Raw genomic sequence first — 12710 nt, forward strand, 5'->3', positions numbered from 1 at the left:
CCATTCCATTGATCCTTTAAACACGTTCATCATGCGCAGTAAAACATATCTTCTTTTTGCGGCCATTTGTATATTGGTTGTAAGCGGCTGTAAAAAATTCATCGACGTTAACAACGATCCCAATAATCCGCTCAGTGTGCAGGAAGCATTGATCCTGTCGCCGGTGGAGCTGAACCTGGCCAGCGTACTGACCGGCGGCGCCGGCACCGGCGGGCTGGCGGCCACCCTGGTGAATCACTATATGCAGAATGTAGCGCTGAACCAGCCGGTACCCAATCATGGCACTTACTGGCTTTTCAATGTGGATCTGGATGACACCTGGCGGAATATTTATGTAACCAGCCTGAACAACCTCAAAGTAATGAACGATAAAGCCACGGCGAATGGCAATTTCAATTATGCAGGCATAGCGAAGATCTTAAGCGCTTTTTGCCTGGGCATTGCCACCGACTACTGGGGCGATATTCCCTATACAGAGGCTTTTAATGGCAGCAACAATCTGCAGCCGGCATACGATTCCCAGGAAAACATCTATAAGACCATTCAGCAGCTACTCGATGAGGGCATCAGCGATATCAACAAGAGCGCTGTTATTAAACCCGGCAAGGATGATTATTTCTACCAGGGCAATATGGATAAATGGAAAAGGCTGGCCTACACCTTAAAGGCACGGTATTATATCCATCTTACCAAAGCGCCGGGTTATACGGCGGAGGCGCAGGCCGAACTGGTTTTAGCCGCATTACAGAACGGCATGCAGGCGAACAGCGATGATCTGAAAATGGAATATCCCGGCGGGGCGGGCGAAGAAAATCCCAGGTACATTACCATGCTGCCGGTATCCACCCTGGTATTGTCATCGGCCTGTGTAGATACCCTGGTGGCAAGGAAGGATCCGCGTTTACAGCAGCTCGTGGCCAAAGCCAAACAAACCGGTTTATACAATGGGCGGCCCATCGGGTCGGTGAATATCAGCGGCAGCCTGGATGTTTATTCATTACTGGGAGAAGCCGCCGGCATGGCCGGTTCACCGGTGTATGTGTTCAATTATTCTGAAGCCCTGTTCCTGAAGGCTGAGGCCACCCTGATCAAATCGGGTTTTGCAGCCGCGCAGCCCATTTACCAGGAAGCCATCCGATCGCATATGAGCAAGCTGGGCGTAAGCGAGGCGGATATGAATACCTACCTGGCAAGCCGCGGTACGCTCACGGCCGGTAATGCGCTGCAACGGATCATGGAGGAAAAGAAGATCGCCAACTTTTTTTCTATTGAGAATTTTAACGACTGGCGCCGCACCGGTTATCCGCAGCTGGCCAAGGTGCCGAATGCATTATCGGAGATTCCCCGCCGTTTGTTGTACCCGCAGGTAGAGCTTACTTCGAACCCGCAGGACATGCAATCGGCCCGGCTGACAGACCGGGTTTGGTGGGACCGGTAGCCCCCGGCCTCTAATCGAATCGAGTAGGCGGCCGTGAGCCAATCGCTCACGGTGCGCCTCTCACACCACCGTACGTACGGTTCCGTATACGGCGGTTTGTTAAAATAACTTTGTTTGGTGAGTTGTTTTCCAGTAATAGTGATTTGCGAACCCTATGTACCCTTGTTGGGTAAAGTAATCGTTGTTCAAGGCCCTACACAGAATGGCACTTCGCGCGATGCGACAGTATCCTTTACTGCTTCCGCCCCATTCAATAGCTTGTCTAACGTTGATTCCTAGTCTTTTCAGGTTCCTCTACCGTGTTGCCGGCTTTTTCCATTGTTTCCATAAACCCATTCGTAGACGCATTCTAACCCAGCCATCCAGATCTTCCATTCTGTATTTGGCTTTGGCTATTATAAAGTAGTTCACCCATCCAACGATTGTAGCCTCTATCTTCGTGATCTTGTCTTTCACTTTACCAGGGGCCTTACGTTGCGTTAAAGTCTTCATCTTTTCTTTTATCTTTCTCACCGACTTGGGGGCAATCCGTACTCCCAGACTTGTTTGCTACGATAGAAAGAAAAACCCAGTAACGTGCTCTCCATTGGACGACTTACTTTACTCTTTGTGCGGTTTACTTTTAACTTTAGCTTTTTCTCAATGAACTCCGTGATTGTTGCCAGCACGCGCGTCGCTGACTTCTCACTTTTCACGTAGATGCTACAGTCATCGCAATACCGTACATACCGGTGGCCTCTTGCCTCTAGTTCTTTGTCCAGTTCATTCAAAACAATGTTGCTCATCAGCGGCGATAGCGGGCTGCCTTGCGGGGTACCTTCCTTGCGCTCCCTTACTACCCCGTTTTCCATCATTCCGCAATTCAGGTATGCCCGCAATAATTTCAGCGTTCGCTTGTCAGTTATCTTTCGGGCAAGCAACGACATTAGCCTGTCGTGGTTCACCCGATCGAAAAACTTATCCAGGTCCAACTCCACTACCCATTCACGGCCATCGTTCAGGTTTGTTTGTGCCTGATACACGGCCTGATGAGCATTCCGGTTCTCTCTAAACCCATAGCTATGTTCGGAGAACTCTCCTTCATACAGTGGGCTTAACCATTGGGCTATTGACTCGGTAATTAGCCTGTCGATCACAGTGGGTATTCCCAGCATCCGTTTTCCGCCTCCATTTTCTTTGTCTATTTCTACTTTCTTTAAATGTTGCGTACCAGTATTTTAGAAGGCACGTACCGCCCCCAGGCAGTAGCTTCCGGCTTATCCTCACACAGGTAGTTCTCTAATGTGTGTTTTCTGTTGTAAGCACCTCGCTCATACATTTCTTATGATAAAGGATTGCCCGTCTACAAGGTGATGAATTTTATCCTTAATAAACACCCTAGCGGCTATGTTGTAGTAGAAAAGCCGCATATACTTTCAGATAATCGCTATGGGTTCCCTTTTATTGGAATAGCTGATAATATTATTCAATACTTGCTCAGCCATCGCACACTTTTTACCAATTTTATTAATGTCAAAGAAAAGATGGTTTGCTTAATAGGTATTGAAGCTGAAAAAAACCCACAATCCGTAGGTTTACCGGCTGATGTATTAGTGCTCAATAAAAAAAGACACAAATGGTACTTCAATAGATACTGTGCAGACGCTTTGCCTACGGAGTAAAATTTTGAAATGGAACGAAGATTTTAGCGTAAGTATAAAGCCTCCCCAAAGGAGGCTTTACTGCGCTATATTCAATAACCCCGTTATGGAAAAGCTTTCAGTAAAAGTAAAAGTAATGTCCACGTACAGGTAATTTTAACAGTTTTAAATTAATAAAGTAACTTCGAAAAAGCCTAATTATGCTTGAACATTTACTTAAGCTGCCTCACATAAGGCTTGTAGCAGGAGTGTTTTTTATTTTTGCTTCAATTTTTGCTCCTTTATCTTTTTATTTTCATTTTGCTCGTTCATTATCAAAGTTTTGATTTTTGGAAAATGATAGTGATCAGCTTCGGTGCAGGATTCCCAGTTGTTCTGTTAAACACTTTCTTTTCCAGTCTTGTACTGCAGGGTATCAGTAAAATGGAATCTATTATGGTGGGAACCATTGGTATTATAGTGCAATTATAGGATCCATTTTAACAATGACTACTTTTTATGTGCCGATGATTGACTTGGTTTATCCGAAGAAAAATAGCGTTGCATCTTTACACTCCGCAACCATTTTTTTGGTTAAAATGGAAGCGATTATTGTCTTGTATCTTTTAGCTTTTGCCTGGCTCAGGGAAATTAGGTGGAAGAATAAAGGTAAAGAAGCAAATGGACAAAGAATTTCTATTTTTGATAATAAAAAAAAGCCCCGACAAATATCAAGGCTTTTAAAGCGTGTTTTCTATTACGATTCTCGACTGATTATAAGTGCACAGCTAGTAGCTCACTGCCTAATTGATGTAAGGCCTCTTCAATTTTTTTCTTTTGAGCAGGCCTGGGCTTCTTTAATCCACTGCTATAGTGTTGTAACTGGCGTTGGTTTATACCTGTAAGATGCTCTAGAGCGCTTTTTGTGAAAACCTTTTGATAGTAATTCAACAAGCTCTCTGTATCAAATTTATAGACAATTTTATATTCTCCTTTTAAAATAGCCGGTATATTGCTTAGTTTGTTATGTTTTTTGAATAGTTTGATTGATTCAACAATAGATTTTATAGCTTCTTCAGGAGTATCGCCCCCTCCATAAATACCTTCCAAATTGTCCGTAAAGGCGCTATAATGGTCTTTGGTTTTTTCGATTGTTACATTTACGATTTTCATACATACATTTATTTGGTTCAGAAAGCAGAAAGGAAGGGGCACTATTTCAACCCCAGTTCCTTTTCGATTTTCTTTTGTAATCCTTTTCCAATTTCTTTTGAGCCATGATTTGGTACGGGATATCTCTTGCCGTCCTTTTCATAAATATAATGGCTCCCTTCAGTACGGATATGAACCCACCCGTTTCTTTTAATTAGGCGATGTAATTCGCTATACTTCATTTTTCAAAGATCTTTATGGTTTATAAAATCAGGGGTAGAGTCGCAAACAAAGGTAGTAATATTACTACTCTTTTCCAAAGCTTATTTAGGAACTTTAGTAAGATTGACTATTGGCGACGCGATTAAACTGTATTTTTAACTTAGATTTGAAATAATGAAAGATCATAAAAAAGTACTGCTAATCGACGGGTGGTATTTCCCGGTAATGGGGTTATATAGCTGAATATCAACTTTATCTTTTTCTGTCTCTATGAGAGCCCGGGCCGCTAGCTGGCGTTGAGAAAGATCTTTAATCTCATTTAAGCCGGCTCGAATTGGAATTTTCTTGCCCGATCGCTTCTTCCTTTCTGAACGAATATTTCCCTGTCTTTTTCCTTAATAGATAGGGATCGGTATCTCAGTTTTTGGGGGTTACCTTGATTTCGCTGCGGGCGCAGCCATTACCTAATTGAATCTTCATTGTGCAATTTTTTAAAAGTGTTCCGGATTTTGTTCCGGTTTAAAAAATTGCTACAAAACTGCAGAGAGAAAAAAAAGGCTTAAGCTATTGATATTTAATATCTTAAGCCCTTTGTTGCCCGAAGAGGGCTCGAACCCCTACATACAGAGCCAGAATCTGTCGTACTACCATTATACTATCGGGCAGACTATTTAAGAACGGATCCCCTTTCTTAAAAGGTGGGTGCAAATTTAAAATTTATCCAAATCGCCACAAAAAGATTATTGGGTGCAGGGCAACTAACCGTGTCATCCGGCTGTAAAACCGTTAGAAGCCCGCTTATGGATGGCTTATCCGGTTTTACCCCACCATATCGAATGATTTCGTAAGTTGTAGGCGCAAACACTAAAAGGCCGTCTTTTTGAACGAACTGGAACTGATACAACGACTCCGCGAAGGAGATGAAGGGGCATTTAAAAAATTGGTAGAAAACTATCAGGACCTTGTATTTAATACGGCCATTGGGATCGTTCAGAACAGTGAAGATGCCGAGGATGTTGCCCAGGAGGTCTTTATCCAGGTCTACCGTTCTATCGATCAGTTCAAGGGTGATGCCCGGTTGTCGACCTGGATCTACCGAATTACCACTACAAAGGCGCTGGACCATATCCGCAGCCGCAAGCGAAAAAAGCGTTTTGCCTTCATTACCAGCCTTTTTGGCCCCAATGATGAACTGATTCATGAACCTGTTGATTTTCAACATCCCGGGGTAGCCCTCGACCGTAAGGAGCAGGCGGCCCTCCTGTTTAAAATGATTGATCAACTGCCTGAAAATCAGAAAGTAGCTTTTACCTTACATAAAACGGAGGAATTGAGTTACCAGGAGATCGCCGATGTTATGCAATTGTCGGTATCTGCGGTGGAATCGCTCTTGTTCAGGGCCCGGCAAAACCTGCGCAAACTGCTTGAAAAACATTATCAACAGAATAATTCACAAGGCAGGTGAGCGTTTCGAAGGATTTGCGATTTATTAGCGTCAAATGTATAAGTTTACATCGTAAATTAGATTTATGTCAATCGATCCAAATAACGACTCCCGGATAGATGCAGTGCTGAGCAGCCTGGATGGCATACAGCGGGCGAAAGCGCCTGACTTTATGTATACCCGCCTGAAAGGAAGGATGGAGCAGGAATTTGACCAGGGCGGTCCGCTCGGCCGCTGGCTTACAAAGCCCGTGCTGGCTTTGGCGATTGCAGCTGTTATACTTATTGTTAATGCTACCACTGTGTTGAAAATGTGGGAACAGGGAACTACTGCCGGCAGTACTATAGAATCAGGACAGCTGGTAGCTGCTGATTATCCGGCAGCCGTATATCCTGTATATAATGAAAATCTGCTGGAACCATGATGAGGCCTCCCCGACAAAAATGGCTGTTGGTACTTGTAGCGATCTTACTGTTGACCAATATTGCCACGCTTTCTATTTACTGGATAAAAAAACCCAACCGGGATGAAGGCCGTGATGCGGGTAAAAAAAGAATGGGCCAGTTCATGGTAGACCAGATGAGATTTGATGCCGCCCAGGAAGCTGCCTACTGGAAACTGCGCGATTCTGTGATGGCTATTCAAAAGCCGGTAATGGATTCCATGCGTGCTGCGAAAAAAAACTTCTTCGATCTGCTGAACCAACCCAATCCTTCTGACTCTGTGTTAGTGCAACGCAGTAATGAAATTGCCGAACTGCAGAAAAAACTCGATATCGTTACCTTCCACCATTTTCAAAAAGTAAGGGCCATCTGCCGCCCCGATCAATTGCAAAAATTCGATACGGTGATCAAAGAGATCGTTAACCGTATGACGCCCTTCAGAAGAAAACAATAGAGAACATTGCTGTTGCACCGGTCAATTTACCACTAAAAGGGTATTATCTGGTACTTATTTTGGTTGTTACTTTGCTTTAACCTGTAACACCAAAACTAACTACTATGCGATCGATCTTTTTAATGGCCGCCTGCTGCGGCCTCCTTTCAAACGCCAGTCTGGGTCAGGATTGCAACACCTTTTACTTACTTCAGAAAGACAAGACCATTGAAATGACCATCTACGATAAAAAAGGTCAGCCCAATGGCAAACAGGTATACACCGTATCAAATGTCAACAACAGCGGCGGCAACACTACAGCAACGGTCAATTCTGAGATGTTCAGTAAAAAAGGCAAATCAATTGCCAAAGGGCATAGTGAGATCGTTTGTAACAACGGGGTCATGATGGTTGATATGAAAATGCAATTGCCCCAGGCGCAGCAGGAACAGTTTGCCAAGGCAGATGTAAAAGCCGATAAGATCTATATTGAATATCCGGTGAACATGAAAGCCGGCGACAAATTAAAAGATGCCACTTTAGACATGTCGATAGACAACTCAGGGATGAAACAGAACGTACATATGGTTACCAGCGACCGTTCTGTCGTGGGCAAAGAAAGTGTTACGACCACTGCGGGCACCTGGGACTGTTTCAAGATCACGTTTAAGAGCAAAATCACTATAAAAACGATGGGCGTTGGAATGCCATTTAATATGGAAGGAACAGAATGGTTCGCACCAGGCTTCGGCATTGTAAAAACGGAAAGCAAACACGGCGGCACAGCCATAACAGCCATCAAATAAGTAATATCCTCAGTACGGAAACCAGGTCCCCCCGGCTCCACCGGGGGGATTTCTTTTATCCCCTTCAAGGTATCATGCTGCGCACCGCCCCAGTATGATTGTATCAGGCGAGCAGCTGCAAACATTTTTGCAGGGAATCTTTCCAGGCGGGGATCGTGCAATGAAATGTCTTTTGCAATTTGGTGGTATCCAACAAAGAGAATGCAGGTCTTTTAGCCGGAGTGGGATATTGTGCCGTCGGGATTGGATTTACCACGCAGGCACTGTTTGTCATCTCTTTTATCGCAACGGCAAAATCGTACCAGCTGATCTTGCCCCGGTTACAGTAATGATAAATACCGGGTACCCAGCTGCCGGCCGACAACTGACTATTGGCAATGATGTGCATGATGCAATTCGCCAGGTCGGCGGCATAGGTAGGCGCCCCGATCTGGTCGTTCACAACATTGATCGCAGGCCTTTCCTGCATCAGTTTCATCATTGTTTTTACAAAGTTCTTACCAAAGGAAGAATACACCCAGGCGGTTCTTATGATAACAGCTGCGGGGTCGGCAGCCATACAAAGCTCTTCGCCTTTTAATTTAGAAGCGCCATAGAGGTTCACGGGATCCGTAGGCGCATCTTCGGTATAAGGCGCCGGCGACTGGCCGTTGAATACATAATCGGTTGAAATATGAATGAAGCGGGTATTATAGGTTTTACAGGCAGTGGCCAGCAAACGGGGACCTTCTGCATTGATGCTGTAGGCAGCCTCCTGTTCCGATTCCGCTTTATCAACGGCGGTATAGGCTGCACAGTTTATACAATAAGCAGGTGTATGTTCAGCAAACAGTTTTTGAATGGCGGCCTCATCATTTACCGGCATATCTTCCCGGGTGGTAAAAACGAATTGAAAAGCAGGATAAGCAGCGGCCAATACCCGCAACTCCTGCCCTAGCTGTCCGTTGGCGCCGGTAACGATAATAACTGGTTGCGACATATACAAGATTATCCGTTAAACTCAAAAGGATTGACACAATCAGCGAATAGCGGCAGTACCTGGTCCTTCTCCGATACAATGGCGTTTTCCAATGGTACTTTCCAGTCTATTTGTAAGACCGGATCATTATATAAAATGCCATGTTCACTGGCCTTATGATAAAACTGATCGCATTTATACAATACTTCAGCGGTATCGCTGAGTACCGAGAAGCCGTGTGCAAAACCGGCGGGGATATACAATTGCTTTTTATTGGCAGCAGATAACTCAATGGCAAAGACCTTTCCAAAGGTAGGTGAGCCTTTGCGGATATCAACTGCCACGTCGAGGATGGCGCCCACTAAAACCCTTATCAGTTTAGCCTGGGCATATGGCGGGATCTGGTAATGTAATCCCCTGATCACTCCATAGGTGGAGCGGGATTGATTATCCTGCACGAACTTGGTTTCTATACCTGCACCACCAAAAATCTTCTGGTTATATGCTTCGTAAAAATAACCACGGCTATCATCAAATACCATTGGTTCAAAAACCAGTAAACCCGGAATGCCTGTGTCAATAAAAGCCATTAGATATTGTAGATTTTAAGTCCTGTTCAATTAGCACAACCTGTACCGGCCTTCGCCGGATGAGCTAATTATCACATTAGCATATCAGCGTTTAGCGTATTGCTCTTCATAATAATGCTGATAATCGCCCGAAGTTACATGTTTTATCCAATCTTCGTTTTGCAGGTACCAGTCCACTGTTTTTTCCAGGCCTTCTTCAAACTGCAGGGATGGTTTCCAGCCCAGTTCTTTATTCAGTTTGGTGGCATCGATGGCATAGCGCAGGTCGTGGCCCGGCCGGTCTTTTACATATGTGATCAATTTGGCAGATGTACCTTCTGGCCTGCCCAGCTTGGCATCCATTATTTTACATAACAGATGAACGAGGTCGATATTCTTCCATTCGTTAAAGCCGCCCACATTGTACTTATCACCTGTTTTCCCCTGGTGAAAGATCAGATCGATGGCCCGGGCATGGTCTTCCACGAACAACCAGTCGCGTACATTTTCACCCTTGCCGTATACCGGTAAAGGTTTATTGTTTTTAATATTATTGATCATTAAGGGGATCAGTTTTTCCGGGAAATGATATGAGCCGTAATTGTTGCTGCAATTGCTCATGACCACCGGCAAACCATAGGTGTGGTACCAGGCCATTACAAAATGGTCCGAAGAAGCTTTGGAGGCGGAATATGGGGAACGCGGATCGTAAGCCGTTTCTTCCGTGAAGAACCCTTCTTCGCCCAGCGAACCATATACTTCATCGGTGGACACGTGATAGAAACGTTTTCCCGCCATTTTACCGGGTGATTGATCCCAGTATTTCCGGCTGATGTGCAGCAGGTTGGCAGTGCCCAATACATTGGTCTTAACAAATGCCAGGGGATCCAGGATGGAACGGTCGACATGGCTTTCTGCCGCCAGGTGGATCACGGCGTCAAATGCATATTTTTCAAACAGCGCCTCTATACTGCCGCTATCGGTAATATCCGCTTTTTCGAAGCGGTAATTGGCAGCATGCTGCACGTCTTTCAGATTCTCGAGGTTGCCGGCATAGGTCAACGCATCGGCATTCACTATCAGATAATCGGGGTACTTGTTTACAAACAATCTCACCACATGGGAACCTATAAAACCGGCCCCACCGGTGATCATGATCGTTTTTGAAACGGCACTCATAGTATATTCAATTATTGTCAATGGTGAACGGTCAATGGTGAATATACTTCAATACCAAACACCAAATAACAAATAAACTTATTTAAATTCAACCAGTCGCTCCCATTGGCCGGGAGATTATTTCTTTGCCTGGAACTCTTTCGGTTGCTTGAACCATTCTTCCTTGGGCAATGATTTAAAGTATTCGTAGGTCACTTTCAGTCCTTCTGATCGGCTCACTTTCGGCGTCCAGCCCAACACCTCTTTTGCCCGCGTGATATCCGGCTGCCTTTGTTTGGGATCGTCAACCGGCAGAGGCTTATGTACGATCTTTTGGGTAGTGCCGGTAAGTTTAATGATCTCTTCGGCAAATTCTTTCAATGATATCTCATCGGGGTTACCAACATTCACCGGCAAATGATAATCGCTCAGCAGTAACCGGTATATTCCTTCAATAAGATCGTCTACATAACAGAAGCTCCTGGTTTGTGAGCCATCGCCGAAGACGGTAAGATCTTCCCCGCGTAAGGCCTGGCCAATAAATGCAGGCAGGGCGCGGCCGTCGTTCAATCGCATGCGCGGACCATACGTATTGAAGATCCGTACTATGCGGGTCTCAACACCGTGAAAGGTATGATAAGCCATGGTCATCGCTTCCTGAAAACGTTTGGCTTCATCGTATACGCCCCTGGGGCCAACCGGGTTTACATTGCCCCAGTATTCTTCATTTTGCGGATGCACCAGGGGATCGCCATATATTTCCGAAGTAGAAGCTACCAGGATGCGGGCGCCTTTTGCTTTGGCAAGCCCCAGGCAGTTATGGGTTCCCAATGAGCCTACTTTCAGCGTTTGAATAGGGATCTTCAGGTAATCGATCGGACTGGCAGGAGAAGCAAAGTGCAAAATATAATGCAGGTCGCCGGGAACATGAATGAACTTCGAAACATCGTGATGATAAAACTCAAACTGTTCCAGCTTGAATAAGTGTTCAATATTGCGCAGGTCACCCGTGATCAGGTTATCCATGCCGATAACATGAAAACCTTCTTTGATAAAGCGATCGCACAAATGAGAACCAAGGAAACCGGCTGCCCCGGTGATAAGCACTCTTTTTCTTGCCATGAGGTTATTTATTTGTTTTTAACACCATTCGCTGGTTCAGCTACTGCGCGGCCCACACTTTCATAATAGAATCCTAACTCTTTTATTGCATCAGTTTCAAACAGGTTACGGCCATCGAAGATCACTTTGTTCTTTAACGCAGTTACGATCTTCAGGAAGTTTGGCGTGCGAAACTCGTTCCATTCGGTGGCAATGATCAATGCATCGGCGCCCTCGAGGCAATCGTACTGGTTTTCAGCATATTCGATCTTATTACCCAATAAAGCGCGCACATTGTTAACGGCCTCGGGGTCATACGCACATACCACAGCGCCTGCTTTTAGCAGTTCATCGATCATATATAAAGCCGGCGCCTCACGAATATCATCGGTATTGGGTTTGAACGCCAGTCCCCACAAAGCAAACCTTTTTCCTTTCAGATCATTCTTGAAGAATCTTTTGATCTTGGGAAGCAGGTGCAGTTTTTGTTTTTCATTCACATCCATCACGGCATTCAGGATCTGGAAATCATAGCCAACTTCAGTAGATGATCTTACCAACGCCTGTACATCCTTGGGGAAACAGCTTCCGCCATAACCGATGCCGGGAAACAGGAAACGTTTTCCAATGCGGTCGTCGCTGCCAATACCACGGCGAACCATATCCACATCGGCGCCCAGGCGCTCACAGAGCTGGGCGATTTCATTCATGAAGGATATTTTGGTAGCCAGGAATGAATTGGCGGCATATTTGGTAAGCTCGGCAGAGCGAACATCCATATAAATGATGGGGTTACCCGAACGAACGAAGGGTGCATACAATTCACCCATTACTTTACGGGCCCTTTCAGAAGAGGCGCCGATCACCACGCGGTCGGGTTTCATGAAATCTTCAACGGCTACCCCTTCGCGGAGGAACTCGGGATTCGACACCACATCAAAATCACCTACAAATGTTTTGGCAATAGCGGCATGTACTTTTTCAGCAGTACCAACCGGCACCGTACTTTTATCTACCACTACTTTATAATCGGTCATAAGCTCGCCCAGGTCTTTGGCCACTCCCAAAACGTATTTCAGGTCGGCACTTCCATCTTCACCGGGCGGTGTTGGCAATGCCAGGAAAATGATCTCTGCTTCCTTTACCCCTTCGTATAAGCTGGTGGTGAAGCGTAAGCGCTCTTCTTTGAGATTACGCAGGAATAATTTTTCCAGTCCGGGTTCGTAGATAGTGATCTGGCCGGCAGAAAGTTTTTCTACTTTAGATTTATCTATATCAACGCAGGTAACATCGTTACCAGTTTCAGCAAAGCAGGTGCCCGTTACCAATCCAACGTACCCTGTGCCTACGACAGCGATTTTCATTTA

At 45.2% G+C, this 12710-nt stretch carries 15 protein-coding genes and 1 tRNA gene; 6 read left to right on the forward strand and 10 right to left on the reverse strand.

Going from position 1 to position 12710, the window contains the following annotated elements; genetic code table 11:
- Window positions 1–31: 31 nt before the first annotated feature.
- Entirely contained in the window at window positions 32–1438 is a 1407-nt protein-coding gene (locus JT717_RS24265) for a SusD/RagB family nutrient-binding outer membrane lipoprotein (protein ID WP_205513638.1), read from the forward strand.
- Between the two features lie 294 nt (window positions 1439–1732).
- Here the strand turns inward: JT717_RS24265 and JT717_RS24270 are convergent, their stop codons facing one another.
- Both JT717_RS24270 and JT717_RS24275 read right to left on the reverse strand, forming a co-directional pair.
- Window positions 1733–1930 carry a group II intron maturase-specific domain-containing protein gene (locus tag JT717_RS24270; RefSeq protein ID WP_205513639.1) on the reverse strand — a complete coding sequence of 66 codons (198 nt, stop codon included), beginning with the start codon at window positions 1928–1930 and terminating at the stop codon, window positions 1733–1735.
- A 17-nt stretch (window positions 1931–1947) separates the two neighbouring features.
- The gene (locus JT717_RS24275) at window positions 1948–2622 is read right to left on the reverse strand and encodes a reverse transcriptase domain-containing protein (protein WP_369411746.1); all 675 of its coding nucleotides are present in this window, start codon (window positions 2620–2622) and stop codon (window positions 1948–1950) included.
- 168 nt (window positions 2623–2790) lie between these two features.
- Here JT717_RS24275 and JT717_RS24280 point away from each other — a divergent pair, with 168 nt between their 5' ends.
- Window positions 2791–3099, forward strand: a complete 309-nt coding sequence (locus JT717_RS24280; RefSeq protein WP_205513641.1) for a hypothetical protein — start codon at window positions 2791–2793, stop codon at window positions 3097–3099.
- A 732-nt stretch (window positions 3100–3831) separates the two neighbouring features.
- Here JT717_RS24280 and JT717_RS24285 read toward each other — a convergent pair.
- From JT717_RS24285 to JT717_RS24295, 3 genes are all read right to left on the reverse strand, one after another.
- Window positions 3832–4230 (reverse strand): type II toxin-antitoxin system HicB family antitoxin, encoded by a 399-nt coding sequence (locus JT717_RS24285; RefSeq protein ID WP_205513642.1) that lies wholly within the window; start codon window positions 4228–4230, stop codon window positions 3832–3834.
- Window positions 4231–4271: 41 nt separating this feature from the next.
- Window positions 4272–4451, reverse strand: coding sequence for a type II toxin-antitoxin system HicA family toxin (locus JT717_RS24290; RefSeq protein WP_205513643.1), 180 nt, complete (start codon window positions 4449–4451; stop codon window positions 4272–4274).
- A gap of 574 nt (window positions 4452–5025) precedes the next feature.
- Window positions 5026–5096, reverse strand: a tRNA-Gln gene (locus JT717_RS24295).
- A gap of 215 nt (window positions 5097–5311) precedes the next feature.
- Here JT717_RS24295 and JT717_RS24300 point away from each other — a divergent pair.
- The 4 genes from JT717_RS24300 (at window position 5312) to JT717_RS24315 (ending at window position 7557) form a co-directional block, all read left to right on the forward strand.
- Entirely contained in the window at window positions 5312–5896 is a 585-nt protein-coding gene (locus JT717_RS24300; RefSeq protein WP_205513644.1) for an RNA polymerase sigma factor, read from the forward strand.
- Between the two features lie 64 nt (window positions 5897–5960).
- Window positions 5961–6299, forward strand: coding sequence for a hypothetical protein (locus JT717_RS24305; protein ID WP_205513645.1), 339 nt, complete (start codon window positions 5961–5963; stop codon window positions 6297–6299).
- Window positions 6296–6772: a periplasmic heavy metal sensor gene (locus tag JT717_RS24310; protein ID WP_205513646.1), complete on the forward strand. Its 477-nt coding sequence runs from the start codon at window positions 6296–6298 to the stop codon at window positions 6770–6772. Before JT717_RS24305 ends, JT717_RS24310 begins: the two co-directional genes overlap by 4 nt.
- 104 nt (window positions 6773–6876) lie before the next feature.
- The gene (locus JT717_RS24315) at window positions 6877–7557 is read left to right on the forward strand and encodes a TapB family protein (protein ID WP_205513647.1); all 681 of its coding nucleotides are present in this window, start codon (window positions 6877–6879) and stop codon (window positions 7555–7557) included.
- Window positions 7558–7660: 103 nt separating this feature from the next.
- Here JT717_RS24315 and rfbD read toward each other — a convergent pair whose 3' ends face one another.
- The 5 genes from rfbD to JT717_RS24340 all read right to left on the reverse strand — a co-directional run bounded on the left by rfbD (window position 7661) and on the right by JT717_RS24340 (window position 12707).
- Window positions 7661–8536, reverse strand: a complete 876-nt coding sequence (gene rfbD, locus JT717_RS24320; RefSeq protein WP_205513648.1) for a dTDP-4-dehydrorhamnose reductase — start codon at window positions 8534–8536, stop codon at window positions 7661–7663.
- An 8-nt stretch (window positions 8537–8544) separates the two neighbouring features.
- The gene (gene rfbC / locus JT717_RS24325; protein WP_205513649.1) at window positions 8545–9105 is read right to left on the reverse strand and encodes a dTDP-4-dehydrorhamnose 3,5-epimerase; all 561 of its coding nucleotides are present in this window, start codon (window positions 9103–9105) and stop codon (window positions 8545–8547) included.
- An 84-nt stretch (window positions 9106–9189) separates the two neighbouring features.
- Window positions 9190–10263 (reverse strand): dTDP-glucose 4,6-dehydratase, encoded by a 1074-nt coding sequence (gene rfbB / locus JT717_RS24330; protein WP_205513650.1) that lies wholly within the window; start codon window positions 10261–10263, stop codon window positions 9190–9192.
- A 117-nt stretch (window positions 10264–10380) separates the two neighbouring features.
- Window positions 10381–11364 (reverse strand): UDP-glucuronic acid decarboxylase family protein, encoded by a 984-nt coding sequence (locus tag JT717_RS24335; RefSeq protein ID WP_205513651.1) that lies wholly within the window; start codon window positions 11362–11364, stop codon window positions 10381–10383.
- An 8-nt stretch (window positions 11365–11372) separates the two neighbouring features.
- Entirely contained in the window at window positions 11373–12707 is a 1335-nt protein-coding gene (locus tag JT717_RS24340) for a UDP-glucose dehydrogenase family protein (RefSeq protein WP_205513652.1), read from the reverse strand.
- Between the last annotated feature and the right edge of the window lie 3 nt (window positions 12708–12710).

The organism is Longitalea arenae (assembly GCF_016924755.1).
Taxonomy (GTDB): Bacteria; Bacteroidota; Bacteroidia; order Chitinophagales; family Chitinophagaceae; genus Niastella; species Niastella arenae.

What these genes read in the sequence shown, in the direction of transcription:
- JT717_RS24335 (WP_205513651.1), bottom strand. Translation starts at nt 11,364, where the DNA reads ATGGCAAGAAAAAGAGTGCTTATCACCGGGGCAGCCGGTTTCCTTGGT.
- JT717_RS24285 (WP_205513642.1), bottom strand. Translation starts at nt 4,230, where the DNA reads ATGAAAATCGTAAATGTAACAATCGAAAAAACCAAAGACCATTATAGC.
- JT717_RS24315 (WP_205513647.1), top strand. Translation starts at nt 6,877, where the DNA reads ATGCGATCGATCTTTTTAATGGCCGCCTGCTGCGGCCTCCTTTCAAAC.
- JT717_RS24270 (WP_205513639.1), bottom strand. Translation starts at nt 1,930, where the DNA reads ATGAAGACTTTAACGCAACGTAAGGCCCCTGGTAAAGTGAAAGACAAG.
- JT717_RS24305 (WP_205513645.1), top strand. Translation starts at nt 5,961, where the DNA reads ATGTCAATCGATCCAAATAACGACTCCCGGATAGATGCAGTGCTGAGC.
- JT717_RS24290 (WP_205513643.1), bottom strand. Translation starts at nt 4,451, where the DNA reads ATGAAGTATAGCGAATTACATCGCCTAATTAAAAGAAACGGGTGGGTT.
- JT717_RS24280 (WP_205513641.1), top strand. Translation starts at nt 2,791, where the DNA reads ATGAATTTTATCCTTAATAAACACCCTAGCGGCTATGTTGTAGTAGAA.
- rfbD (WP_205513648.1), bottom strand. Translation starts at nt 8,536, where the DNA reads ATGTCGCAACCAGTTATTATCGTTACCGGCGCCAACGGACAGCTAGGG.
- JT717_RS24340 (WP_205513652.1), bottom strand. Translation starts at nt 12,707, where the DNA reads ATGAAAATCGCTGTCGTAGGCACAGGGTACGTTGGATTGGTAACGGGC.
- JT717_RS24310 (WP_205513646.1), top strand. Translation starts at nt 6,296, where the DNA reads ATGATGAGGCCTCCCCGACAAAAATGGCTGTTGGTACTTGTAGCGATC.
- rfbC (WP_205513649.1), bottom strand. Translation starts at nt 9,105, where the DNA reads ATGGCTTTTATTGACACAGGCATTCCGGGTTTACTGGTTTTTGAACCA.
- JT717_RS24265 (WP_205513638.1), top strand. Translation starts at nt 32, where the DNA reads ATGCGCAGTAAAACATATCTTCTTTTTGCGGCCATTTGTATATTGGTT.
- rfbB (WP_205513650.1), bottom strand. Translation starts at nt 10,263, where the DNA reads ATGAGTGCCGTTTCAAAAACGATCATGATCACCGGTGGGGCCGGTTTT.